General features: G+C 68.4%; 23 protein-coding genes and 2 pseudogenes. 10 read left to right on the forward strand and 15 right to left on the reverse strand.

All coding sequences use genetic code 11. The annotated features are described in order from the left end of the window. Window positions 1-288: pseudogene (locus tag IT540_RS16540) on the reverse strand (site-specific integrase); the annotation flags it as partial. A gap of 132 nt (window positions 289-420) precedes the next feature. Here IT540_RS16540 and dusA point away from each other — a divergent pair. Both dusA and IT540_RS16550 read left to right on the forward strand, forming a co-directional pair. Further along, the gene (gene dusA / locus IT540_RS16545) at window positions 421-1,419 is read left to right on the forward strand and encodes a tRNA dihydrouridine(20/20a) synthase DusA (protein WP_291180489.1); all 999 of its coding nucleotides are present in this window, start codon (window positions 421-423) and stop codon (window positions 1,417-1,419) included. A 14-nt stretch (window positions 1,420-1,433) separates the two neighbouring features. Then, the gene (locus IT540_RS16550) at window positions 1,434-2,261 is read left to right on the forward strand and encodes a sulfite exporter TauE/SafE family protein (protein WP_291180494.1); all 828 of its coding nucleotides are present in this window, start codon (window positions 1,434-1,436) and stop codon (window positions 2,259-2,261) included. Between the two features lie 157 nt (window positions 2,262-2,418). On the opposite strand, the gene IT540_RS16555 is transcribed toward IT540_RS16550, so the two are convergent. From IT540_RS16555 to IT540_RS16575, 5 genes are all read right to left on the reverse strand, one after another. Then, window positions 2,419-3,918: a phosphomannomutase/phosphoglucomutase gene (locus IT540_RS16555; protein ID WP_291180500.1), complete on the reverse strand. Its 1,500-nt coding sequence runs from the start codon at window positions 3,916-3,918 to the stop codon at window positions 2,419-2,421. Between the two features lie 192 nt (window positions 3,919-4,110). Next, a complete protein-coding gene (locus tag IT540_RS16560) occupies window positions 4,111-4,677 on the reverse strand; it encodes a TIGR02281 family clan AA aspartic protease (protein WP_291180501.1) in 567 nt (188 codons plus the stop codon). A 61-nt stretch (window positions 4,678-4,738) separates the two neighbouring features. Then, window positions 4,739-5,446, reverse strand: a complete 708-nt coding sequence (locus IT540_RS16565; protein ID WP_291180503.1) for a TIGR02281 family clan AA aspartic protease — start codon at window positions 5,444-5,446, stop codon at window positions 4,739-4,741. A gap of 2 nt (window positions 5,447-5,448) precedes the next feature. Then, complete coding sequence (locus IT540_RS16570; RefSeq protein ID WP_291180504.1) at window positions 5,449-5,637, reverse strand: DUF1289 domain-containing protein; 189 nt, start codon at window positions 5,635-5,637, stop codon at window positions 5,449-5,451. A 102-nt stretch (window positions 5,638-5,739) separates the two neighbouring features. Further along, window positions 5,740-7,362, reverse strand: coding sequence for an ATP-binding protein (locus IT540_RS16575; protein WP_291180509.1), 1,623 nt, complete (start codon window positions 7,360-7,362; stop codon window positions 5,740-5,742). A gap of 270 nt (window positions 7,363-7,632) precedes the next feature. On the opposite strand from IT540_RS16575, the gene IT540_RS16580 reads away from it, so the two are divergent. From IT540_RS16580 to IT540_RS16590, 3 genes are all read left to right on the forward strand, one after another. Continuing rightward, window positions 7,633-8,376, forward strand: coding sequence for an MBL fold metallo-hydrolase (locus tag IT540_RS16580; protein ID WP_291180516.1), 744 nt, complete (start codon window positions 7,633-7,635; stop codon window positions 8,374-8,376). A gap of 31 nt (window positions 8,377-8,407) precedes the next feature. Then, complete coding sequence (locus tag IT540_RS16585; RefSeq protein WP_291180517.1) at window positions 8,408-9,031, forward strand: uracil-DNA glycosylase family protein; 624 nt, start codon at window positions 8,408-8,410, stop codon at window positions 9,029-9,031. Between the two features lie 98 nt (window positions 9,032-9,129). Continuing rightward, window positions 9,130-9,621, forward strand: a complete 492-nt coding sequence (locus IT540_RS16590) for an Lrp/AsnC family transcriptional regulator (protein ID WP_291180518.1) — start codon at window positions 9,130-9,132, stop codon at window positions 9,619-9,621. Between the two features lie 32 nt (window positions 9,622-9,653). Here the strand turns inward: IT540_RS16590 and IT540_RS16595 are convergent, their stop codons facing one another. Both IT540_RS16595 and IT540_RS16600 read right to left on the reverse strand, forming a co-directional pair. Then, window positions 9,654-10,049, reverse strand: a complete 396-nt coding sequence (locus IT540_RS16595) for an MAPEG family protein (RefSeq protein ID WP_291180519.1) — start codon at window positions 10,047-10,049, stop codon at window positions 9,654-9,656. 80 nt (window positions 10,050-10,129) lie between these two features. Then, on the reverse strand, window positions 10,130-11,017 hold the full coding sequence (locus tag IT540_RS16600) for an NAD(P)-dependent oxidoreductase (protein ID WP_291180520.1): 888 nt from the start codon (window positions 11,015-11,017) through the stop codon (window positions 10,130-10,132). A gap of 102 nt (window positions 11,018-11,119) precedes the next feature. Here IT540_RS16600 and IT540_RS16605 point away from each other — a divergent pair, with 102 nt between their 5' ends. Continuing rightward, window positions 11,120-12,367, forward strand: coding sequence for a threonine ammonia-lyase (locus IT540_RS16605; protein WP_291180522.1), 1,248 nt, complete (start codon window positions 11,120-11,122; stop codon window positions 12,365-12,367). A gap of 153 nt (window positions 12,368-12,520) precedes the next feature. On the opposite strand, the gene IT540_RS16610 is transcribed toward IT540_RS16605, so the two are convergent. Together IT540_RS16610 and IT540_RS16615 are read right to left on the reverse strand one after the other, a co-directional pair. Then, complete coding sequence (locus IT540_RS16610) at window positions 12,521-13,534, reverse strand: methyltransferase (RefSeq protein ID WP_291180525.1); 1,014 nt, start codon at window positions 13,532-13,534, stop codon at window positions 12,521-12,523. A gap of 181 nt (window positions 13,535-13,715) precedes the next feature. Next, a complete protein-coding gene (locus IT540_RS16615) occupies window positions 13,716-14,255 on the reverse strand; it encodes a CinA family protein (protein ID WP_291180527.1) in 540 nt (179 codons plus the stop codon). Between the two features lie 11 nt (window positions 14,256-14,266). Between IT540_RS16615 and IT540_RS16620 the strand changes: the two genes are divergently transcribed. Further along, entirely contained in the window at window positions 14,267-14,755 is a 489-nt protein-coding gene (locus tag IT540_RS16620; RefSeq protein ID WP_291180531.1) for a YetF domain-containing protein, read from the forward strand. A 209-nt stretch (window positions 14,756-14,964) separates the two neighbouring features. Here the strand turns inward: IT540_RS16620 and IT540_RS16625 are convergent, their stop codons facing one another. The 4 genes from IT540_RS16625 to IT540_RS16640 all read right to left on the reverse strand — a co-directional run bounded on the left by IT540_RS16625 (window position 14,965) and on the right by IT540_RS16640 (window position 22,022). Then, entirely contained in the window at window positions 14,965-17,085 is a 2,121-nt protein-coding gene (locus IT540_RS16625) for a hypothetical protein (RefSeq protein ID WP_291180533.1), read from the reverse strand. 52 nt (window positions 17,086-17,137) lie between these two features. Further along, window positions 17,138-20,026, reverse strand: coding sequence for a DUF4159 domain-containing protein (locus tag IT540_RS16630; RefSeq protein ID WP_291180534.1), 2,889 nt, complete (start codon window positions 20,024-20,026; stop codon window positions 17,138-17,140). Beyond that, the gene (locus IT540_RS16635; protein WP_366030132.1) at window positions 20,023-20,961 is read right to left on the reverse strand and encodes a DUF58 domain-containing protein; all 939 of its coding nucleotides are present in this window, start codon (window positions 20,959-20,961) and stop codon (window positions 20,023-20,025) included. Before IT540_RS16635 ends, IT540_RS16630 begins: the two co-directional genes overlap by 4 nt. 62 nt (window positions 20,962-21,023) lie before the next feature. Further along, a complete protein-coding gene (locus IT540_RS16640; RefSeq protein ID WP_291180536.1) occupies window positions 21,024-22,022 on the reverse strand; it encodes a MoxR family ATPase in 999 nt (332 codons plus the stop codon). A gap of 350 nt (window positions 22,023-22,372) precedes the next feature. On the opposite strand from IT540_RS16640, the gene IT540_RS16645 reads away from it, so the two are divergent. Then, the gene (locus tag IT540_RS16645) at window positions 22,373-22,909 is read left to right on the forward strand and encodes a DUF1285 domain-containing protein (RefSeq protein WP_291180537.1); all 537 of its coding nucleotides are present in this window, start codon (window positions 22,373-22,375) and stop codon (window positions 22,907-22,909) included. Window positions 22,910-23,208: 299 nt separating this feature from the next. Here IT540_RS16645 and IT540_RS16650 read toward each other — a convergent pair whose 3' ends face one another. Beyond that, on the reverse strand, window positions 23,209-23,928 hold the full coding sequence (locus IT540_RS16650) for a hypothetical protein (RefSeq protein WP_291180539.1): 720 nt from the start codon (window positions 23,926-23,928) through the stop codon (window positions 23,209-23,211). 201 nt (window positions 23,929-24,129) lie between these two features. On the opposite strand from IT540_RS16650, the gene IT540_RS16655 reads away from it, so the two are divergent. Next, window positions 24,130-24,273, forward strand: coding sequence for an aa3-type cytochrome c oxidase subunit IV (locus IT540_RS16655; RefSeq protein WP_291180541.1), 144 nt, complete (start codon window positions 24,130-24,132; stop codon window positions 24,271-24,273). A 177-nt stretch (window positions 24,274-24,450) separates the two neighbouring features. After that, window positions 24,451-24,607 (forward strand): annotated as a pseudogene (locus IT540_RS16660) (NAD(P)(+) transhydrogenase (Re/Si-specific) subunit alpha); the annotation flags it as partial.

The raw sequence follows: 24,607 nt of genomic DNA on the forward strand, positions 1-24,607 counted from the left end.
ATTGCCGAGTGTCTCCTTCAAGGCGGCTAGCACAGCAGCCTTCGATCGCCGGATTATCTTGCCGACATCTTGGAGGTCGCTCTCGTGGATGCGGATCAAATCCCCGAATGTGGTCGGCGCCTTCCTAGACTTGGTCGGCGAGGTCTGGCCGAGATCGATCGCGCGCTCTACTTCGAGCGCCCAGGTTTCGGCATCCCGCCGACGGAGAAAAGTGTCCGACGCGTAGCGCCCCTTTCGGCGAACTTGAGCACGCCAGTGACCGGACTCCAGCCTTGCGAAGGTTGCCATCGTGTGCACTCACTCCCTGCGTGTGCGAATCCTGTGCAGTGACACGCAGAATTCGCGGGACGTTCCGTGAAAATGAGTGCACACGCGGGCGCTCACGTTCACGCTTTACCCTTTGAGAGTGCGTCAAAATACGTGAAAAATCAATCACATAGATTCTGCATTGCACCGATGATGGATTGGACGGACCGGCATTGTCGGACGTTTCATCGCCTCATGACGCGGCATGCGCGGCTCTATACGGAGATGGTGACGGCCGAGGCCGTGCTGCATGGCGATCGCGCGCGCCTGATCGGCTTCGGCGCGGAGGAGCGTCCGCTGGCGCTGCAACTTGGCGGGTCCAATCCGGCCAAGCTTGCCGAGGCGGCGGCGGTCGGCGAGGCGTTCGGCTACGACGAGATCAACCTCAACGTCGGCTGCCCGTCGCCGCGCGTGCAGGAGGGATGCTTCGGCGCCTCGCTGATGGCGGAGCCGGAACTGGTTGCGGCGTGCGTGCGCGCGATGTCGGCTGCCGTGCGCATTCCCGTCACCGTCAAGTGCCGCATCGGCATCGACGACCAGGATACCGAGGCCGATCTCACGCGCTTCGTCGCTACCGTCGCGGACGCGGGCGTCACGACCTTCATCGTGCATGCGCGCAAGGCCTGGCTCGACGGCCTCTCGCCCAAGGAGAACCGCGAGGTGCCGCCGCTCGACTACGCGCGCGTCTACCGGCTCAAGGCGGCGCGGCCGGATCTCACCATCATGCTCAACGGCGGCATCGAGACGCTGGAAGCGTGCGCCGAACATCTCGCGCACGTGGACGGCGTCATGCTCGGGCGCGCGGCGTATCAGACGCCCTACATTCTCGCCGGCGTCGACCAGGCGCTGTTCGGCTCCGACGTGCCGGTGCCCGCGCGCGGCGAGGTGCTTGAGCGGCTGCTGCCCTATGTGCGCCGCCACCTCGCCGAGGGCGGCCGGCTCAACTCGGTCACGCGCCACATCCTCGGGCTCTATCACGGGCAGCCGCGGGCGCGTCAGTTCCGGCGGCACCTGTCCGAGCACGGCGTCGGCGACGGGCCGGGTCTCGATGTCCTGACGGACGCGATCGCGCTTGCCGAGGGGCGCGCGTCCAGCGCCGTGGCGGCAGAATAGGGACGCATTCTCCCATGCATTCCACACTCGCGAACGGCGACCTCGTCTGGCTCGTGCTTGCCTTGCTCGCCGGCGGTGTCATGACCGGCTTCCTCGCCGGCCTGCTCGGCATCGGCGGCGGCGGCGTCCTGGTGCCGGTATTGTTCGAGACGTTCACGTTTCTCCAGGTGCCGGACAGCGTGCGCATGCATCTGGTGCTCGGCACCTCGTTCGCGGTGATCGTGCCGACGGCGATCTCCTCGTTCCGGGCGCATCTCAAGAAGGGTGCGGTCGACACGGCGGTGGTGCGCCGGCTGGCGCCGTTCATCGTCGCCGGCGTGCTCGCCGGCATCGCGCTGGTCTCGAGCGTGAACGGCACCGTGCTCAAGTGGGTGTGGATCGTCTGCGGCAGCTTCATCGCTATCAAGATGGCGCTGGGCCGCGACGACTGGCGGATTTCCAACGACGTTCCCGACAATGCGGCGATCCGGGTCGCGGCCTTCGCGATCGGCCTCGTCTCGACGCTGATGAGCATCGGCGGCGGAATGTTCCTGGTGTCGCTGTTCACGCTCTGCGGGTGGTCCATCCTGAAGGCGGTCGCAACGTCGAGCGGCTTCGGGCCGTTGATCGCCATCCCCGGGCTTCTCGGCTACGTGTGGGCCGGATGGGGCAACCCGGAGCTGCCGCCGTTCTCGCTCGGTTACGTCAATGTGCTCGGCGCGGCCATCATCATGTCGGCGAGCGTGCTGGCCGCGCCGCTCGGCGTGCGTGTCGCGCACGGCATCTCGCGGCGCAAGCTCGAGCTTGCCTTCGCCGTGTTCCTGGCGCTCGTGGCGCTGCGGCTGCTCGTCTCGATGTTTTAGGGTAGGGCAAGTGGCCCCTGGGTCCCGGCTCTTCGCGGCTACGCCGCTCGGCCGGGATGACACGGCGAGACGGTTCTTCCGCTGCCTGTCGTCCCGGGCCAAGCGAAGGCGTCAGCCTGAGCGCAGAGCCGGGACCCAGGGGCAACGGGGAATAGGCTCAGATCTTCTGATTGTACTCGCCGACCTCGGGGAACTTGGCGAGGCGGGCCTCGATGTCGCGGAACATGGCGATCTTGTTTTCCTCCGACACCGGGCTCTCGACCACGATCACCAGCTCCGGCTTGTTGGAGGAGGCACGCACGAGGCCCCAGGTGCCGTCCTCGAGCGTCACGCGCACGCCGTTCACCGTGACCAGATCGCGTATCTTCTGGCCGGCAATGATGCCCCCGTTCTTCGCCAGCGCCTGGTAATCGGCAACCACCTTCTCCACCACACCGTATTTCTTCTCGTCGTCGCAGTGGGGCGACATGGTCGGCGACTGGTAGGTCTTGGGCAGCGCCCGGCGCAGGTCAGCGATGGTCTTCCCATGCGCGCGATCCAGCATGTCGCAGACGGCGATGGCGGCGACGAGGCCGTCGTCGTAGCCGCGGCCGAGCGGCGGTTGGAAGAAGAAGTGCCCGCTCTTCTCGAAACCGACCAGCGCCTTCTGCTCGAAGGTGTAGCGCTTCATGTAGGAGTGGCCGGTCTTCCAGTAGAGCGTCCTGGCGCCGGCGGCCTGGAGCACGGGATCGGTGGTGAAGAGGCCGGTCGATTTCACGTCGGCGACGAAGACCGGCTTGTCGTGCAGGGCGGCGATGTCGCGCGCGAGCATGACGCCCACGGTGTCGGCGAAGATCTCGTGGCCCTCGTTGTCGACCACGCCGCAGCGGTCGCCGTCGCCGTCGAATCCGAGGCCGACGTCGGCCTTGTGCTTGACCACCGCCTCGGCGATGGCGTGCAGCATCTCCATGTCCTCGGGGTTCGGATTGTAGCGCGGGAAGCTGTGGTCGAGCTCGGCGTCGAGCGGTACCACCTCGCAGCCGATGGCCTCCAGCACCTTGGGCGCGAAGGCGCCCGCCGTGCCGTTGCCGCAGGCGGCGATGACCTTCAGCGGATGCTTGAGACGCGGGCGATCGGCCAAGTCCTTCATGTAGCGCTCGGCGAGGTCGGGCACGAAGATGTAGCGTCCGCCCGACTGCGGCTTCCCGGCGCCCGCGAGCACGATCTCCTTCAGGCGGCTCATCTCGTCGGGGCCGAAGGTCAGCGGCCGCGCGAGGCCCATCTTGATGCCGGTCCAGCCGTTGTCGTTGTGAGAGGCGGTAACCATGGCCACGCCTTCGACGTCAAGCGCGAACTGCGCGAAGTAGGCCATGGGCGACAGCGCGAGCCCGATGTCGTGCACTTCGAAGCCGCCGGCGAGGAGCCCGGTGATCAGCGCCTGCTTCACGGAGCCCGAGTACCAGCGGTAGTCGTGGCCGACGACGATGCGCTTCTTGACGCCGCGCTCGTCGAACAGCGCGGCCATGCCGAGGCCGACGGCGTTGAGCCCCATCAGGTTGATCTCCTGTGGGAACAGCCAGCGGGCGTCGTACTCGCGGAAGCCGGTCGGCTTGACGAGGGGAAGGCGTTCGAAATCTGCGGTGTTGGGGACCAAATCGGCGCGGGGTTTGGGAAACATCGAGAGACCTTGTTCGGGGTTGCCGAGAGAGGTTGCGAAGGCTCAGCAAGACGGATGGGTGATGGAAACGGAATGCGGCAAAAAGCGGTGCGGTGCACGGCGCCTTTATGCCCCACCGCAGGGGCGTCGGCCAAGGACGGGCCGCTAGAAACGCGCAACGTGGCTAATCGTTCACCGGCGCGGCGCCGGGTCTCACTCGATCAGGGTCAGGCGCCCGGCGCTGATGTCGACGCGCTCGAGGCGCGAGAGGAAGCTCATGCCGAGCAGGGTCTTGTCGAGCCGGCCACGCTCGCTCACGGCGGCGCGTACGTCGCGCACCGTGATGCGCCCAATGCTGACACGGTCGAGCGTCACCGGGGCGACGGCGGCGGCGCCGTTGGCCGTCATGACGCGGGCCGTGAAGTCGGACGGGCGAAGCCGCAGGCCGGCGTGCTCGGCGTCCTCGTATGTCAATGCAACCATGGAGGCTCCGGTGTCGACCATGACGTCGAGCGGGCGGCCGTTGACCTCGGCGCGGGCATAATAGTGTCCGTCGGCATGGGCCCGTAGCTCCTCGGTGCCGCCGTGGGATGGCGCGGCCGCCGGTTCGGCGTCCGATGCAACCTGGCTTGCGGGCGATTCCGCCCCGAGGCCGAGGGCATCGCCCACGGTGGCGCGCACGGTGTCGTTATGGACGACGCCGGCGATGAGGATGGCGGCGGCCGCAGTCCAGCTTGCCAGCTCGCCCAGCAAGGATCGCGTGCCGGAGGACAGGGCCATGGTGCGGACGCTCCCGGTGCAGGCCCTCGGCGGTTCGGGGCCGCTGTCTTGGGTGGCGATCTCAGCCGCGGAGGGTCAGGAAATCGCCGGAAAACTCATAGGAGCGCAAACGCTTTAAGAAACTCATACCGAGCAGGTTCTCGCTCAGGGCGCCGGGTTGGGCGACAAGCGCCTCGACGTCGCGCACCTCCAGCGGACCGACGGAGACCGATTTCAGGCGCACGGGCGCGGCGTAGGTGGTGCCGTTGGCGGTCGAGACGGGCGTGGTGAAGGAAAGGGCGTTGGTATCGATGCCGATGCGCGCGGCGTCGGCGGGCTTCAAGACGACGGTCGAGGCGCCGGTATCGACGAGGAGCGACAAGCTCACGCCGTTGGCCGTGCCGCGGGCGACGAAGTGCCCGTTGCCCTGGCGGCGCAGGCGTACGGCCTGCTCGCCCGTGGGCGTGGTGTCGACCAGGATGGTGTGCCCCGGCGGCAGGACCTCGCCGGCCACGCGGTAGACGACCGTGCGCAGCTCCTCGCGATAGGTGTAGCCGACGATCAGCGCGAGGCCGATGCCGAGCCAGATGACCGCATGGCGCACGGCGTCGCGGCCGCGTCCGCGATAGTCGCCGGTCGAGGCGAAGAGGTAGAGGCCACCGAGGGCGAGCAGGCCGACGAGATAGCCGAACTTGTCGGCGAGCAGCGTCGAGACCTCGCCTGTATCGCCGTTGAGCGACCAGAAGAGCGCGATCAGGCCGATGAGAACGGCGAGCAGGACTGCGAGCATGGCTACGGCGTTTCCCGAAGCATTCTGTCCTTGACCACGGACGTGCGGGTCTTGAGCTCCTGCATGATCCTGCGGCGCTCGGCGTCGGTGTATGACGTCCAGCAGGCAATCTCATGACGGGAGCGGCGGCAGCCTTCGCAGAGGCCGTCCGCCGGATCGATGACGCAGATTCTGATGCAGGGGGATTCCATGGCCCGCAATCTAGGGGCTCCGCCCCCTCCGCTCAAGCGCGGCCGCCGCGTCAAACATGCCGACCGTTCAGTTCCCCTCGTCGCGTGTGCTGCAAGCGTGCCTTAGGCCACGCGGGGCGGCCGCGCGGTCGGGGTGGTGGCTTTGGGCGTGACGCGCAGGTGCGGCTGGCGGCTCGACGGGGGCGGCGTCGGCTGGCGGTGGCGCTCGGCGCCGAGCGGCTGCAAGGGGGCGACCGTGGTCAGCACGCGCTGGGGCGGCAGCGTCACGCGCACCTCGGTGCCCTTGCGCAGCTCCGAGGCGAGGTCGAACGCGCCGCCGTGCAGCTCGATCAGGCTCTGCACGATGGGCAGGCCGCGGCCGGTGCCGCCTGCGGCCGTCTCATGGGCGAGCGCGCCCTGGCCGAAGGCCTGCAGCACCTTCGGGATCTCGTCGGGGGGAATGCCGGGGCCGGTGTCGCGGACGGAAAGCATCTGTCCGCCTTCCGGCGTCGGCGCCACCGTGATGGTGACGCTGCCGCCTTTGGGCGTGAACTTGATGGCGTTGGAGAGCAGGTTGAGGCAGATCTGGCGCATGGCGCGCACGTCGATCCACACCTGCGGCAGGTCGGGCGCGATGTTGACGTAGACGTTGAGGCCCTTGCCGTTGGCCCGCAGCGCCAAGAGGCGCTGGCAGTCCTGGGCGATGTCGCCCAGGTGCGCCCGCTCCTCGACCAGCTCGTAGCGGCCGGCCTCGATGCGCGACAGGTCGAGGATCTCGTTGATGAGCTGCAGGAGATGGCGGCCGCTGTCGTAGATGTCGTTGGCATACTCGCGGTAGAGCGGCGTCGAGTGCTCGCCGAACATCTCGTCCTTCATCACCTCGGAGAAGCCCATGATGGCGTTGAGCGGCGTCCTGAGCTCGTGGCTCATGGTGGCGAGGAAGCGCGACTTGGCCTTGCTGCCGGCTTCCGCGCGACGGCGCGCCTCGTCGGACAGCAGCCGCTCCTCGTCGAGCTCGGCGATCAGGATGTCCTTCTGCGCGCGGAAGGCCAGCATCTGCAGCGTGGTCTGGCGCAGGCCCTTGGCCAGGAACACGAAGTAGATGTGCACGCCGACCGCCATGGTGGCGAGCGCGTAGTAGAACGGTTCGTGCAGCATGACGAGGCGCGTCGAGACCGCGATCGTCATCGGGATGGTGCCAACGTAGAGCAGGCTCATCATGGTCGAGGTGAACGTCATCCTGACCGCGAGCAGCACGATCAGCGAGGCGAAGATGAAGACGTGCGAGGAGAACACTGCCGACTGCGCCGCCTCGTTCTGCGTGTCGATGCCGACCAGAGCGAAGGCCGCCCAGACGAGACCGGAGAAAAGCTCGGCCAGGAAGAACTTGCGCCGCCAGGGCGTGAGGTCGTCCTCGGGGCGCGCCTGGGCGACGAAGCGGCGGCACAGCTCGAGCAGGATCACCTTGGAGGCGATGACGAGAAGCAGCCACAGGCAACCCTCGGCCCACGGCGCCCAGAACATGGAGGCGAGCGCGAAGATGGCGGCGAGCGCCCAGATGGTGACGGCGGCGGAAAGCTCGTTGTGCGCGAACACGGCCATGAGTTCGTACTCGAACTCGGGCTTGATCTCGCTACGGCGCGTGAGACGGTCGCGCGCCGCCTTCACGTCCCGGTCGGCGTGCTTGCGGGCCGCGTGACGCTGCCTCAAGTCGGCAAGAATCTTCTTTCTTGTCTCTTTGTCCATGCGCGTCCGCCGTGCAGGGGTTCACGACGGCCAATGCACGCCTTCGGTCGCGGGCGAGAGGGGGCCTTGTCGCGCGTCTCGAGAGGGTGATAGGTCGTGGCTTCTGCCCACGGCTACTCTCCCCCAGAATTAGCTAACGATGGGTTTACCCCCGGCCGAACCCCCACCTCGGTCTGTTCGCGGGGGAAGGTCTGTTCCCGGGGGAACAGGCGTGCGGCGCGCAGCGCTGCAGGGTGCAAGATCAATCGGCGTAAGCGCGCGGGAGCCGACATGAAGCTGACCATCATCGGATCGAGCGACGCCTTCGGCTCGGGGGGGCGATTGCAGACCTGCTTTCACGTCGCCTGGAGCCGGGGCGCCTTCCTGATCGACTGCGGGGCCACTTCGCTGACCGGCCTCTTTCGGCAAGGCTTTGATCCGAATGATGTTTCAACGATTTTCGTGACCCATCTGCACGGTGACCACTTCGGCGGGCTGGTGTGGTGGCTGATCCACGCCGTGCACGTATCCGAGCGCCGGGCGCCGCTTACCGTGGTCGGGCCGGCAGGGATCGAGGCCCGCTTCGCGGCGGCGGCCGAGGCGTTGTTTCCGGGCTCGACCCAAACTGAACGTCGTTTCGAATTGCGCTTCCGGACCTGGCAGGACTTCCAGCCGCTCGAGGAGGGGGGCGTGACCGTGACGCCGTTCGTGGTCAGCCATCCGTCCGGGGCGACGCCTTACGCGCTCCGCTTCGAGGTCGATGGCCGCGTGCTCACGTTCTCCGGCGATACGGAGTGGGTGGAGACGCTGGTGCCCGCCGCGCAGGGGGCCGACCTCTTCATCTGCGAATGCTTCGCCTTCGCGTGCGCGGCCCGTTATCATCTCAACTGGCGGACGATCGAGGCCAACCTGCCGCGGCTTGGCGCCAAGCACGTGCTGCTGACGCACCTCGGGCCGGAGGCGCTGGCGAACCGCGCCGCGATTGCGCATCCCGCGGTCAGCATCGCCGAGGATGGGCTCGTCCGCGAGATTTGATCGAACGCGGGGTGAAGGGACCTCTGATTGCGTGACGCGGGCGCTCGACCGGCTGGTCAGCGAGATCCGGAGCTGCCGGCAGTGCCGTGCGGCGCCGTCCGGCGTGCCGCTTCCGCACCAGCCGCGCCCCGTCCTGCGCGTCTCGGCGACGGCACGGCTGGCCGTGGTCGGGCAGGCGCCGGGCACGCGGGTGCACGCGTCGGGCGTGCCGTTCAGCGATCCCTCGGGCGTGCGCCTGCGCGCGTGGATGGATGTCAGCGATGCCGAGTTCTACGACGAAACGCGCATCGCCATCATTCCCATGGGGTTCTGCTTTCCCGGTCTCGACGCGGCGGGCGGGGACCTGCCGCCCAGGGCCGAGTGCGCGCCGCTCTGGCGTCCGCGCCTGTTCGGGCTGCTCAAGCAACTCGAACTCGTGCTGCTGGTCGGCATGTACGCGCAGCGCTGGCATCTTGGGGCCGAATGCGGCGCCACGCTCGGCGAGACCGTGCGCGACTTCCGGCAGATTCTGGCGCGGCACCGCCGGCCGCGATTCCTGCCTTTGCCGCATCCTTCCTGGCGCAACAACGCCTGGCTCAAGCGCAACCCGTGGTTCGAGACGGAGCTGCTGCCGGTGCTCCGGCGCGAGGTGGCCGACCTCGTGCGCCCAGGATAAAAATAAACCGATCAAATCGCTTGACCCGGACGGCCGAACAAACTGATGTTACCAAAGCTCGATATTTCGGAATTCCATTTCAACCGTGCGGTCTCTTCATGCTCGACGACATGGACGTCAAAATTCTCGCCATCCTGCAGGAGGACTGCACGCGCCCCGTGGCCGAGATCGGCAAAGAGGTCGGCCTTTCGACCACGCCTTGCTGGCGGCGCATCCAGAAGCTCGAGGAGCTCGGCGTCATCAAGCGGCGCGTGGCGGTGCTCGACCCGGTCAAGGTCAACGCCGGCGTAACGGTGTTCATCTCCATCAAGACCGACCAGCACAGCCTGGCTTGGCTCGAGCGCTTCCACAAGGCGGTGTCGGACTTTCCGGAGGTGGTCGAGTTCTACCGCATGTCGGGCGACGTGGACTACCTCTTGCGCGTCGCCGTGCCCGACATCGCGGCCTACGATGTGTTCTACAAGAAGCTCATCTCCAACATCGAGATCGCCAAGGTGTCCTCGGCGTTCGCCATGGAGGAGATCAAGCACACGACTGCGCTGCCGCTCACCTTCGCGCGCCCGCCCAACGAGAAGCGCAAGAGCGGCTGATGGTTGTCGTCCTCCCCGTCAAGGGGGAGGAGTCAGACGATCAGGTTGAGGCCTGCGAAGAGGAAGCAGAGGAAGGCGGCGAGGCCGATTGTCGTCAGCGTCAACGTTACGCCGACAACGCGCAGCCTCAGGATGTGTGGGTTTTGTGACAGTGCGTAAGCGTGCACGAGGCGTCCCACGAGCAGCGCGAGGCCGAGTGCGTGCAGCGCGATGGACGGCACCTTGAGGCTTTCGGCGAAGGCGAGCAGCAGCAGCGCCATCGGCACGTATTCGGCGAAGTTCGCGTGCACGCGGGAGCGCCTGAGCAGCTCCCAGCTTTCACCCACCCCGATCTCGACCCTGGCCTCGCGGCGCTGGGTGATGACGCGCGCCGACAGCAGCACGAACAGGAACGCCAACAGCGAAGCGTAGAAGGCCGTGATGGGCATGGCTTCACCTCCGGATGGATCGGTCGTCCGATTCTGTCCGGGATCTTAGATCAATTCGCGACGCGGTCGTCATTCCGCGGTCAGGTTCCTGAGACGGGCGAGGGCAGGCGCGCGATGAGGCTCGAGGTGTCCCAGCGGCCGCCGCCCTTCTCCTGGAGCTCGGCGTAGAAACGGTCGACCAGCTCGGCCACCGGCAGGGCGGCGCCGTTGCGCCTGGCCTCGGCGAGGCAGATGCCGAGGTCCTTGCGCATCCAGTCGACGGCGAAGCCGAAGTCGAAGCGGCGCGCGTGCATGGTCTGCCAGCGGTTCTCCATCTGCCAGGATTGCGCCGCGCCTTTGGAGATGGTGTCGATGACGGCCGCCACGTCGAGGCCCGCGTTCTCGGCGAAGGCGATGGCTTCCGACAAAGCCTGCACGAGGCCGGCGATGGCGATCTGGTTGACCATTTTGGCAAGCTGGCCGGAGCCCGCAGGACCCATCAGGCGCACGGCCTTGGCGAAGGCGCGGATCACGGGCTCGGCCGTGGCGAAGGCGTCCGCGTCGCCGCCGCACATGACGGTGAGTTGGCCCTGCTCGGCGCCGGCCTGCCCGCCCGACACCGGCGCGTCGATGAAAGCGAGGCCGCGCGTCTTGGCCGCCGCGCTAAGCTCGCGGGCGACGTCGGCCGAGGCTGTGGTGTGGTCGACGAAGATGGCGCCGGGGCGCATGGTGGAGAACGCGCCGTCGGGGCCGGCCGTCACCTGCCGCAGGTCGTCGTCGTTGCCGACGCAGGCGAAGACGAGGTCGGCGCCGTCCGCGGCCGCGGCAGGCGTCGGATGGTGCGTGCCCGCGCCGTGGGCCGCCACCCAGCTCTCCGCTTTGGCAGGGCTGCGGTTGTAGACGGCGAGTTGGTGCCCGCCCCTCGTCAAGAGATGTCCCGCCATGGGATAGCCCATGACGCCCAAGCCGATCCATGCCACTTTGGCCATGCGCTTCCCCTCGCTATTTTCTCTGTCGTGCGGCCGTTGTAGCGAATTCAGGCTGGGGCTCAACCCCCTGGACGGGCGGCTCACTCTCAAGGCAAGGACCGAATGGCCGACAGCACGGACACGCTCACTCCCGTCACGCTCGACGACGTCAAGCGCGCGGCCAAGCTCATCAAGGGCGCGGTGGTGCGCACGCCCTGCGACCGCAGCACGACGCTCTCCCACGACCTCGGCGCCGACATCTGGCTCAAGTTCGAGAACCTGCAGGTCACCTCGTCCGACAAGGAGCGCGGCGCGCTGAACCGGCTCTCGGCGCTGACCAAGGCCGAGCGCCGCCGCGGCGTCATCGCCATGTCGGCCGGAAACCATGCGCAGGGCGTCGCCTATCACGCGGGGCGGCTCGGCATTCCGGCGACCATCGTGATGCCGGAAGGCACGCCGGCGGTGAAGGCCGAGAACACCAAGCGCTGGGGTGCGCACGTGATCCTTGAGGGCAAGACGCTCGAGGATGCGGCGCGCTTCGCGCGCGTCTATGGCGCCGAGCACGGCCTCGTCTTCGTGCATCCCTACAACGATCCTCTCGTCATTGCGGGGCAGGGGACGGTGGCGCTTGAGATGCTCGACGCGGCGCCCGATCTCGAGGTGCTTATCGTGCCGGTGGGCGGCGGCGGCCTCATCGCCGGCATGGCGGTCGCCGCCAAGGCGCTCAAGCCCGACATCGAGATCGTCGGCGTCGAGGCCGCGCTCTATCCCTCGATGTACAACCTGGTCAAGGGCACGCACCTGCCGACGCGCGGCGACACGCTGGCCGAGGGCATTGCGGTCGCGGATCCCGGCGCGATTGCGGGTGAGATCATCGGCCGGCTGGTCGACGACATCGTGCTGGTCAGCGAGACGGACCTCGAGCGCGCGACGTTCGCGCTGCTGATGATCGAGAAGACGGTGGTGGAGGGCGCGGGCTCGGCGGGGCTCGCCGCCCTGATGGCCGACCGGCAGCGCTGGAAGGGACGCAAGGTCGGCCTAGTGCTGACCGGCGGCAACATCGACCCGCGCCTGCTCGCCAGCGTGCTGACGCGGGAGCTGGCGCGCGAGGGGCGGCTGTCCCGGCTCACCATCGACATCCCGGACCGGCCGGGCGAGCTGTCGCGCGTCTCGGCCGTGCTCGGGCAGGCGGGTGCCAACATCGTCGAGGTCTACCACCAGCGCGTGTTCACGGACCTGCCGGCGCGCGGCACGGAGCTCAACCTCGTCATCGAGACGCGCGACCGCTCGCATCTCGAAGGCGTGCTGGCGCAGCTGGAAGCCAAGGGCTACCGCGTCGTCGTCAAGACCGGCGCCGGCGGTGCGGCTTAGAGCGCGATCAGACGGGAGATCATGGCCGGGTGGTAGTGTCTCTGACCCGCCGGGTCCGCCCGCTCGGGCAAGAAGCGAATGGATGGGCTGGGCAGGTAGCAGTGCCGGCGTCGCACATACGTTTCGGCAAGTGATCCTTCCGGACGGGGAACGCTAGGCTCTCACCGCCTCCACTACGCTGACCGCCGACGCGGTTGGCACGACACGAGCAACCCGAAACCCGTTCGGTTCGAGCAACGCCGCATACTCGCTCGGCGTGCGTTCCTCGCCGCCGGGGACGAGCAGCATCATCATGTCGAGCATCTTGCCCATGTGCGGCTCGTCGCTCTCGGGCAGGACCATCTCGACGATCAGCAGCTTGCCGTCGGGCTTCATCGCCTCGCGCACGTTGCGCAGGATCGTCGCGTTCTCGCCGTCATCCCAGTCGTGGATGATGTGGCTCAGGAGATAGGCGTCGTGGCCGGCGGGCACGCGCTCGAAGAAGCTGCCGCTTTCGATCGTCACGCGATCGGCCACGCCGTGCGCGGCCAGCAGTTGCGGGGCGTCCGGCACAACGTGGGGCAGGTCGTAGAGCACGCCCTTCACGTCCGGATAGCGCGACAGCACATGGCCGAGCATGTTGCCGGAGGCGCCGCCGACATCGACCAGCGAGCCGATTCCCGAAAAGTCGTAGGCCTCGGCCACCGCCGGCGGCTCGCGGCCGTGGAAGCCCACCATCGTCTCGCTGAAGAACTGCGCCATGCCCGGGTTGTTCTGGAGATACGCGAACAGGCCCATCCCGTGGGCCTTCTCGAACCCGGGGTCACCGGTGAGCAAGCCGTGCTCGAATTCCTTCCACGCCGGCTTCACCATGTCGCCGAGGAGCGCCATGACGGCGGAACGCGTGGAGCCGGTCGCGCCCTCCTTCAACGCCGCGCCGAGGTCGGTCAGGCGAAAGCTGTCGCCGCCCGCGGAAGCGAGCAGCCCGAGGCCGGTCAGCGAGCGGAGGTATCGGTAGAACTCGCGATGGCGCATGCCGTATTCGGCGGCGAGGTCCGCCGCGCTGCGCGGTTCGTCGCCCGAGAACTTGTCCGCCAGGTTCATCCGCGCCGCCTGGAACAGAAGTTCGCCCGCCCAATGGGCGATCGCCATCTCCATCAGCCGCGTCGCGGCGGCGGCCTCGTCCATTCGTTCGGTCATCGATTCCCTACCCCCGGGAGGCCTTTCCATGAGCCCCTCTGGCGGAAAAAGTAACAGATTCCGCCCAAGTGAATGTCCGCTATTGGTCTATAGGTGACCTGGGTCGACGATCTTCGATGTCTGCTTTTGCGCTCGGAGCGGAAGCTTGCCGTTTACGAGTGTACGGCTGTCACGCGAGCATGCGGTCGAGAAGGCGCAGGGCTTCCGACAAGGCCCGCTCGCGGTTGGCGGTGCGGGATCTCTCTTCGGACTGTACTCTGACATGGCGCACGGACCCGCCGCGTGTCGCGACCGCGATGTGCAGGAGGCCGACCGGGTTGCCGTCCTCGTCCGGCTCCGGTCCAAGCACGCCGGTGATGGCGACGGCGATGTCGGCGCCGCTCGCCGCCAGCGCGCCGGTCGCCATGCGCTGCGCCACCTCGCGGCTCACGGCCGTGTGCACGGCGATCAGCGGCGCGGGGATGCCGAGCAGCGCCGTCTTGCACGCCTTGGCATAGGTGACGAAGCCGCCGTGGAAGCAGACGCCCGCGCCCGGCGTGTCGGCGAGCAGGGTCGCGAGCGCGCCTGCGGTGCAGGATTCGGCCGTGACGATGGAGAGCGCCTTGTCCTCTGCGCGCTTCACGACGGCACACGCCATTCTGTCGAGCGTGGATGACATGCTCACAGAACGGATGGAGGCGTCCGCGCGTTCCCTCGGCGTGGCAGCCATGGGGATCCGTCATGAGCATCGACTGGAACGCGGTTTTCGTGCCCAGCCTTGGGCTTATCGAGGTGGTCGTGCGCGGGACGATCCTCTACTTGGCGCTGTTTGCCATCCTGCGCTTCATCGCGCGGCGACAGGCGGGGCAGTTCGGCCCCGCCGACCTGCTCGTTATTGTGCTGATCGCGGACGCGGCGCAGAACGGGCTTGGCAAGGACTATCAGTCGGTTACCGAGGCCGTCGTGCTGGTGCTCACCATCGTGTTCTGGGAGTACGTGATCGACTGGCTGGCGTGGCGGTTCCCCGCGCTGCGGCCGATCCTCACCGCGCCGTCCGTGACGCTGATCGAGAACGGACGCTTTGTGCCGTCGGCTCTGCGCGGCGAGATGCTGACCGAGGACGAGCTGATGGGGCAACTGCGCGAGAAGGAGATCGAGAACGTGCGGGATGTGCGCGTGGCGCGCCTCGAAGGTGATGGCCGCATCAGCGTGCTGAAGCGGAAGCCGTAGCCGAATGCTTCCCGTCGGCCGCTCCGGTGGTGATCATCCGAGGTCGAGAAAGCGGAACCTGGCGTGGGTCCCGGCCTTCGCCGGGATGACGTCTGTTGTCTGGATGCCGCCTGCCTCCTCTCAACGTCATCCCGGCGAAGGCTGGGACCCACGTCGGCAACCACAATCGCTACGCCAGCAGGATCCTCGTACGACGGCGCAACCCCGTACTAACGCCCCTCGCGCCACCAGGCCATGGCCATCAGGGCGAGCAGGGTCGCGAGCGCGAGCAGGCCGGTGAACATCGGGGTCAGCTTGACGCCCTTGGTCACGAACGCCTCGCGGTCCTTGAGGCCCATCCAGCCGGAGCCCGCCAGAACGCGCGCGCCCGACATCAGCGAGACGCGCGGCAGCGCCACGTCGCGACCGGCGCTCGCCGCGTCGGTGCGGGTCCAGAAGGTGCCGCCGCCGGTCTGCTCGATCAGCGGCTTCAGCTTCGCGTCCGTCGCCACCACCTCGCTCATCTCGCGCGGATCCTCGGTGCCGGCGTGGGCAACGGCGGTCAGCGGACCCGACGGGGCCTGCGTCTCGGCCGTGTAGAGGCCGGGCAGCTTGACGTCGAGCGTGGTCTTCCACACGCCGGGACGCTCGCGCTCGAGCGTGATCTCGGTGCGCTCGCCGCCGGGCGCGGAGATGGTCACGGGCGAGACGCCATCTTCCAGCGTGCGCCGCTCGACGGTGAGCTTCAACCCGCGTGCTGAGGCGATCAGGCGCTCCTCCTCGAGGTCGGGCTCCTTCATCAGCCAGTGCGAGAGGCGGCGCAGGAGATCGGTGTGCGGGCCGCCGCCGTCGTAGCCGCGCGCCCACAGCCAGGCATGGTCGGAGGTGAGGAGGGCGACGCGGCCCTTGCCCTTGCGGTCGAGCACCAGCAGCGGCTGGTTCTCGGCACCCTGCATGACGACGCGCCCGTGGTCGGGCCGCACCTCGGCCTGGCGGAACCAGTGGCCCCAGGTGGCGGGACGGTCGGGGCCGATGACGTTGGCGCCCAGGAGCCCCTGCGTGACGGGATGGCGGAAGCCTTCCTCGGTGATCTTGGCGCGGAACGGCTCCTCGAGCACGCGCCCCGTCGGCGCGGCGGGAAGGATCGGCGACAGCGGCGTGCGGTAGAGGCTCGTCATGCCCGCGTAGTCGTCGCCGGCCGCCACCAGCACGGCGCCGCCGTGGCCTTCCACGTAGCGGGCGATGTTGTCGTAGTAGGCGAGCTGCAGGATGCCGCGGTGCTCGTAGCGGTCGAAGATGATGAGGTCGAAGTCGCGGATCTTGTCCGAGAACAGCTCCTTGGTTGGAAAGGCGATCAGCGAGAGCTGGTTGATCGGCGTGCCGTCCTGCTTCTCGGGCGGGCGCAGAATGGTGAAGTGCACGAGGTCGACGGCGGCGTCCGACTTCAAGAGGTTGCGCCAGGTGCGCTCGCCGGCGTGCGGCTCGCCCGAGACGAGCAGCACGCGCAGGTTCTCGCGCACGCCCTCGGCGACGATGACGACGCGGTTGTTGGCCGGCGTCAGCTCGCCCTGTGCGGTCTCGAGCTCGACCTCGAGGATGTTGGTGCCGGCGTGCGGGAACGGCATCTCGATGGTGACGTGCTCGTCGATGGCCGCGGTGCGGATCTCGTCGGGGCGTCCTTCGCGACGCACCCTCAGCGACACGGGGCCGCCCGAGCCCGGGCGCCGTCCCGCCTCGCGCACCGCGACGCGGATGTCGCGCGACTGCCCGACGAGACCGTAGCGCGGGGCCTCGATGGTCTCGATGCGGCGGTCGAACTCGTTCGGCGTGCCGGTCAGGAGTGTGTGCACGGGGGCGTCGAAGCCGAGCGCGGACGTGGACTTCGGGATGTCGTGCACCTGGCCGTCGGTGATGAGGATGACGCCCGCGATGCGGTCGGGCGGCGTCGAGGTCAGCGCGGAGTTGAGCGCGGCGAAGAGTTGCGTCCCCTGGCCGGCAGTGGTGTCGCCCTTGGCCGAGGTCGCCCATTTGACCTCGAGGTTCTTGATCTTGCCGAGGCGCGCCTCGATCTCGGTGCGGATGGCGGCCTTCTGGTCGGGGCGCTTGTCGAGCGCTTGGCTCGTGCTCTCGTCGACGACGACGAGGGCGATGTTTGCGAGGCTCTCGCGCTCCTCCTCGCGCAGCGTCGGGTTCAGAAGCGCGGCGATGAGGGCGGCTAGCGCGAGCCCGCGCCACAAGGCGCCGCGGCTTTTGCGCAGGACCAGCACGGCGACGAGGATGAGCGCGACGATCGCCGCCGCCCAGATGAGCGGGGTCGGGACCAGCGGCGCAAACTCGATCGACCAGTTCATGCCTTTCTCCTCGCGCGGGCGTCAGGCCCGGCTCTCGGCTTCTCGACGCGCGTCATTGCCCAAGGCGCTCGAGCAGCGCGGGCACGTGCACCTGATCGGCCTTGTAGTTGCCGGTCAGCGCGTGCATGACGATGTTGATGCCCGTGCGCAGCGCCATCTCGCGCTGGCTTTCGCCGCCGGGCACCACGGGATAGATCGGCCGGCCTGAGCCATCGAGGGCCCAGGCGGACGCGAAATCGTTGGACGTGATCATGATCGACGTGACGCCATCGGCGCGGCGCGCCTTGCGGCTGTCGCCGTCGTTGTCGGTCGCCTCGACCCAGAGTTGCCCGCCTTCCCAGCGGCCGGGGAACGAGCGCAGGAGGTAGAAGGACTTGGTCAGCACGTGGTCCTCGGGCACCGGCTCGAGGCGGGGCACGTCGAGCGCGCCCAGCACGCGCTTCAGCGCGGCGCCGTTGCGGCCTTCGAGGTTAGTGCCCGCCGGCAGTCCGCTGCCGTAGTCGCGGGTGTCGAAGATGATCATGCCGCCCTGTTTCATGTAGGCGTCGATTTTGGCCAGCGCGGGCTGCGGCAGCGGCTTGGCGCTCGCGATCACCGGCCAGTAGAGGACGGGATAGAAGGCGATCTCGTCGGTCTCGATGTCGACGGGCATGGGCTCGCCGGGCTCCACGGCCGTGCGCACGGCGAGCACGCGGGAGAGCCCTTCGAGCCCGGACCTGCTGGTGGCGTCGGCGCCGGGATCGCCGGTCAGCACATAGCCGAGGGTGACGTTCTCGGTTGCCTTCTGGGCGGTGCCGCCGCCCGGCATCTGAGAGACGTCCTCGTTGGCGCTTTGTGCCGCCGCGTGGTCGGGCAGGGCGAGGCCGGCGGCGGTGAGGAGCGCGGCGAGCGCGAGGCCGGCGGCCGTCGGCGCGCGCGGCCTCAGCCGGGAGGCGAGCCAGCCGAGCGCGCCCATCAGTGCCAGCACCGCCACGATGTCGGTGAAGATGAGGGCGAGGGCGCTGGTCAGCAGCGCGGGAGCCAGCGGTGTCGAAGGTTGCGTCTCGTAGAGCATGCGTGGGGCCCCCGTCAGGCGGGGAAGTGGTGCGAGGACGCTCTCCTGCTCGAGGACGTTCAGCGCGCGCGGACTCCCCTGTGCCCCATAGTACCCCGGCGGATGCGCAAGGCTAGCCTTCACCTTGGCAATGTTTGCAGCAGGGATCGCCTCGGCTGTGGGCGGCGGCGGACGGAGGATGCCGAAGCCGTCCAGCGTCTGCACCGGCGCGAAGGCGTCTTGGGCCTGGGTCTCCGCCGGCGCGGTGCTGTCGGCCACGGTGTCGGCCTCTCCGCCGCCCTGGGGCGCGAGGCTGCCGAGGGCCGTGATCCGGCGCAGCATCTCGACGAAGAGGCCGGACATGGGAAGGTTCGACCAGTCGGAGTTAGCGGTGACGTGGAACAGCACGATCTGGCCGTGGCCCTTCGTCACCGCGGTGACGAGCGGCGTACCGTCGGCGAGGCGGGCCCAGACCTTGACGGTGGGCGTCAGCAGCGCCGGATCGGCCAGCACCTGGCGGGAGACCGTCACGTCCTTCGGCACGGTGATGCCGGCGAAGATGCTGCTCTCGTCGAAGTCGGCGAGCGGTTGCGGGCTCGACCACGAGAGCGCGCCGCCGAGCGTGCGTCCGCCCATGCGCAGCGCGACCGGCAGCAAGTCGTCGCCGCCGCTTTCGAGTCGGGGCCCCGCGAAGCGCACGAGCACGCCGCCGCGCTCGACCCACGCCTGCACCTCGTCCTTCACCTCGCCCGACAGCGTGCCGATGTCGGCGAGCATGAGCACGCTCGCCTTTTGTTTCAATACCGTGCCGATGCCCTGGGCGAGGTTGTGGTCCTTCGGACGCACGATCTCGGCATAGGGCTGGACGGCCTTCTCCAAGTAGTAGAGCGGCGCCAGCAGGGGCTGGGCCTGCTCCTGGCTTTCGCCCGAGATCATGCCGACGCGCTGCCACTGCGAGCGTCCGTCGAGCAGGCTCACGGCGCCGGCCGAGCGCTCGGAGGCGAGCTCGATGCGCGTCACTTGGTTCCTGATCTCGAGCGGCAGATCGAAGGCGACGTCGGTGTTCGAGGCGCCGCCCGAGAGCGTGAACGTCGCCTCGCCCAGGCGCTGGCCGCGAGCGGAGAAGGCATCGATGCGTCCCGCGCGCGCCGGTCCGCCGGTGCGCAGCACGGTGGCGGTCAGCTTGCCGTCGGCGCCGACACCGGCCGTGAGCCCCAGCGGCTCGTCGCCGCCCGCGTCCTCCACCAGGGCGAATGTGCCCTCGCCGGCTGCCTTCTCGAGTCCCTCGGCGAATGCTGCCGCGGCGCCGTCGTGGTCGATGCCGTCGGCGAGCCAGAGGATGTTGGCGGATTGGGTGCCCGTCGCGGCGAGCGTGGCGTTGAGGGCCGCCAGCGTCTCCTTGCGGTCGGGGGCATGCGGCTGCGGCTGCAGGGCGGCGAGCGTCGCGCGCGCCTCGCTCGGTGCCTCGAGCGCGAGCGTCCGTGATTTCGTCGCCGGCGCCGTCTCGGCCACGATGGCTGGCCGGCTCTGGCGCTGTGCTTCGGCCAGGATCTCCTCGGCGAGTGCGCTGCGCCGCGTCCATCCGCTGGCGGCCGCCCAGCCGTTGTCGAGGACGACCACGACGGGGCCGGTGCCTGTCATGACGCGGTCGCGGGCCGGGTTCAGGACCGGCTCGGCAAGAGCCAGGATGACGAGGGCCGCGGCGGCGAGGCGCACGAGCAGCAGCCACCACGGCGTCTTGGCCGGCGTCTTCTCCTCGTTCTCGAGTCCGACGAGGATGCGCGTTGCCGGAAACTCGACCTGTTTCGGGCGCGGCGGAACAGTCTTCAAGAGCCAGTAGATCAGGGGCAGCGTGGCGAGTCCCGCCAGCAGCCATGGATTGAGGAAGGCCAGCGCGCCGATGCTCATGAGACCCCTTCCACGCCGCTCGGGGGTGCCCCGGAGCCTGCCGCCGCGCCGCTCCAACGGTAGCCGTGCTCGCGCCCTTCGAGGCGCATGACGAGGGTCAGCAGCGGCTCGGTCGGCGGGCGGTCGGTGTGGTGGACGAGGAAGGTCCAGCCAAGCCGCACGGCGAGCGCCTGCAGCGCGTCGCGGTGCGCCTTGAGGCGGGCCTGATAGCGCGTGCGCAGGCTCTCGGCGCGATCGGCGATCCAGGTCTCGCCGCCCTCGGAGGCCAGGAACTCGGTGCGGCCTTCATAAGGCAACGTCTCCTCGGCAGGGTCGAGCACCTGGACCAGATGTCCGGTGGCGCCGCCCGCTGCGAGCGTCTCGATGCTCTGGCGCACCTCATCGATGGGGTCGAGGAAGTCGCTGAACAGGATCAGGCCCGAGAAGCGGCTGACGCGCGTCGGCGACGGTTTGCCGGATGCGAGCTGGGGCGCGTCGGCGTGCGAGGCGATGGCCTCGGCGATGCGTGTCGAGGCGCGCCGGCTCGTGGTCGGCTGCGTGACGCCGAGCAGGCCCACGCGCTCGCCGCCGCGCACCAAAAGCTCGGCCGCGGCGAGCATCAGCACCAGCGCGCGGTCGCGCTTCGTTACCTGGGAAAGGTGGCTGCGGAACGCCATCGAGGGCGAGAGGTCGGGCCACAGCCACAAGGTATGGGCGGCCTCCCATTCTCGCTCGCGGACGTAGAGGTGGTCGGAGCTGGCGGAGCGGCGCCAGTCGATGAGCTGGGCGGCGTCCTGGGGTTCGTAGGTGCGGAACTGCCAGAAGGTCTCACCGGGGCCGGCGCGGCGGCGGCCGTGAATGCCGTGCGCCACGGTCTGCGCGATGCGGTCGGCTTCGAGCAGCAGGTCGGGCAGCTTTTCGGCGACCGCGTGGGCGTCGCGCTCGAGTGTGAACACCCGCGCGTCGCTTCCTTGGCCCGATTGTCCCGGGAGGTGCCCGCGGGGCGCCGCCATCCCGCTCACTCCACCGCGTGGGCGAGGCGGGCGATCAGCGCACCCAGCTCCTGGCCTTCGGCGCGGGCGGCGAAGGAGAGCGCCATGCGGTGTTTGAGCACCGGCTCCGCGAGCTCGATCACGTCGTCGATCGAAGGGGCGAGGCGGCCGTCGACGAGCGCCTTGGCGCGCACAGCGAGCGTCAGCGCCTGGCTCGCGCGCGGGCCGGGGCCCCAGGCGATGAAGCGGTCCGTCTCGGCGCTGGCGCCGGTGCCGGGGCGCGCCGAGCGCACGAGCTTCAGGATCGCCTCGACGACCTTGTCGGGCACCGGCATCTGGCGCACGAGGCGCTGGATCGCCATCAGGTCGACGGCGGTCAGCACGGTCTCGACGTTGCGCTCGTCGGTGCCGGTGGTGGCGTAGAGCATGCGCCGCTCGGCGGCGAGGTCGGGATAGGTGACGTCGATCTCGAGCAGGAAGCGGTCGAGCTGCGCCTCGGGCAGCGGGTAGGTGCCTTCCTGCTCCAGCGGGTTCTGGGTGGCGAGCACGTGGAACGGCTGCGGCACGTCGTGGCGGGTGCCCGCCACGGTGACGTGGTGCTCCTGCATGGCCTGCAGCAGCGCCGACTGGGTCTTGGGCGAGGCGCGGTTGATCTCGTCCGCCATCAGGAGCTGGGTGAAGATCGGGCCCTTGATGAAGCGGAACGAGCGGCGCTGGCCCGGCGCCTCCTCCAGCACCTCGGAGCCGATGATGTCGGAGGGCATGAGGTCGGGCGTGAACTGGATGCGCTTGGCGTCGAGGCCGAGCACGCGGCCGAGCGTCTCGACGAGCAGCGTCTTGGCAAGGCCGGGAACGCCGATCAGGAGGGCGTGGCCGCCGGACAGGATCGTGATCAGCGTGCGCTCGATGACGACGTCCTGGCCGAAGATGACCGAGGCGGCTGCCTTGTGTGCGCGCTTCACGCGCTCGGCCGCCGCCTCGAGCCTCGGTACGATCGTCGCGTCCGTCTGGATAACAGTGCTCATGGAGTATCCCGGCTCTCGCTTGTCATTGGAGCGGCGTCGCAAAGCGCTGACGCGCGTAAGCTTAGAATGTGACCGGCTGGACCGGTCCCCGGTCAAGTTAAACCTCGGTAAGACGCCCTGGGGAACCTCCTTATTCGTTGATCAGGTGGTCCTTGCGCGCCTGCGTCGCCCGGCTTCGGCGCCGCTCCGTGCCCCAGGTCCCCATGGAAAACTGGTGCAGCGTGGGCAATGTTCCGGAATCCGGGCATGTGGAGTGGCTTGGCCGGCCGCCTTCGGTGGCTTCCGAGCATATGATTTAACATGTTGTTTCGGAGCGTGAATTTCTTTAGCCGAGGACGGCGGCGCGGGTGATGGACAGGCTCGAGGATCTCCTGAAACAGGCCGATGCGAACGGCGCGGCCCCGGTTGAGCGCTGGGATCCTCCCTATTGTGGCGACATCGGGCTCAGCATTTCGCGCGACGGAAGCTGGCACTACCAAGGTAGCCCCATCCCGCGGCGGGCGCTGGTCAAGCTCTTCGCGCGCGTGCTGCGAGGAGACGCGGACGGCCGGTTCTACCTCGTGACGCCCGCGGAGAAGGTCGACGTCGCCGTTGCCGACGCGCCGTTCCTCGCCGTCGAGATGCAGACATCGGGCGCGGGGCGCGGGCAGTCGCTCCTGTTCCGCACCAACGTCGACGACGTGGTGCGTTGCGGGCCGGAGCATCCGCTGCGTTTCGTCGTCGTCGGTCCCGGCGACGGGCTCAAGCCTTATGTCCACGTGCGCGGGCGGCTCGAGGCGCTGGCCACGCGCGCTCTGGTCTATGATCTCGTGGAGCTTGCGGTCGAGGGCCCGGACGGCGGCCTCGGCCTCTGGAGCGGCGGCGCGTTCTTCCCGCTGCCTGGGTGACGTTCATTTTCCCGATGCCAATAGCCCAACTTCACCGTCATGCCGGCGAAGGCCGGCATCCAGACAAATCTCAGAATCTCGACGTTGCAGGATATAGATGCGCGCTGCCGACCGATCGTGCTTGCAGCTAGCTGGAGAGTGCGCAGGAGCTGGCGTGGGTCCCGGCCTTGGCCGGGATGACGTCGAGTGTGTGGCAATCGGCTTCATCAAAAATTCCGTCATGCCGGCGGAGACCGGCACCCACGCAAGTCTGCCAGGAGCGAGCGGACCGGTGGTGGCAGGTCATTGCGGTATGCTGTTCAGGGGCCGGTGGTCGAGGCCTTGGCTTTGGGCGGCGCTTCTTTCGCCGCCGGCTTCGCGCTCTTGTCGGAGGCAACCTTTGTCTTCTTGGCGTCGTCCTTCTTCGCCGCCTCGGCCTCCGGGCCGTAGCGGCGGGCGCACTGGCGGTGCAGGAACTTGTTGATCGACTTGATCATCGGACGGTGGAAGATGCCGAGCGTGTCCTCGAGCTGCGCGGCGGCCCAGATCGTCGACTTGACGTCGCTCGGGCCCTCGATGCTTTCGAGGTTGATCCAGACCTTGTCCGCCTTGCCGTCCTTGAACTTGAGCTTGGGTGCGAGCCGCGCGGTCAGGGGCTTCAGCTCGCCCTCGCGCTCGACGACGCAATTCACCTGATGCGGCGGGACGCGGACCGTGTGCTTCGGCCGGGTGAGCGCGGCCACGACGTCGGCGCGCCCGAGCTTCAGGTCGACCTTGCAGCGCGCGTCGCCGAAGCCCCACGACATGCCCTTGCTCTCGCCTTCCTTGAGCGTGGACTTGGCCCAGGTCTTCTGCACGTCGCAGGCGAGGTCGTCGCCGGTCGGCTTCTTGCCCAGCACCATGGTGCAGAGACGCTTCTCGCACGCCTTGAGCGCCGCCATCTCGTCCGGCGGCTCCTCGAGCGCGGCGACCGGCCCGGCGGCGGCCAGTATCAAAAGGGCGCCCGCGACGGCAAAGCTCGTGCCTCTCCGAGTGCTCATGATCCGCTCCTGGGACATGCTCCGTTAGCCTTTGGTCGGGCCGGAATGGGTACTGACATCGGATTGGGCCCAGATTTAGGCCCTTTGTTGTGCCGATCGGCCAATAGACATGCGTCTTGCGAGCCCAGCGGCGGGCTTGATGCGCTGCAAAGCTTGGGTTACCAAGCTTCGACAACGATGCAACAGCACGGGAGGATCACTATGGGGGTCAACACTTCGGGCGGTCATCCGGCAATGGACTACGCCGAGCACAACCGTACCTACGCCAACTTCCTCGCCTGGACCAAGACCGCCATCATCTTCCTGGTCATCCTGTTGTCGGGCATGGCGTACTTCCTCGTCTAGCCTCACCTCTTTTCGCACCTGCGTTCTCGGACTCCGGACAGCGCCGGCACTTCGATCTGGCGCAGCGTGCCGCTCCGGAAAACCGGGTGCTCTCCGAATGTCGGGGGATGCCGAAGGCCGGCCTGGCCGGTCTCGTCCCCCGCGTGCAGCGTGCGAGCGTGTCAACGGGATGGTCCGATGGTTACCATAGCTGTGACGGCCGAGGGGCCGGATGAGCCTCGCGTCGCGGTGTCGCCCGAGACGGTGAAGAAGCTCGCGGCGCTCGGCGCCAAGGTGCGGGTCGAAGCCGGGGCCGGCGGGCGCTCGCGCTTCTCGGACGAGGCGCTCAAGAGCG

It is taken from the genome of Hyphomicrobium sp., assembly GCF_020852195.1.
Lineage (GTDB): Bacteria > Pseudomonadota > Alphaproteobacteria > Rhizobiales > Hyphomicrobiaceae > Hyphomicrobium_C.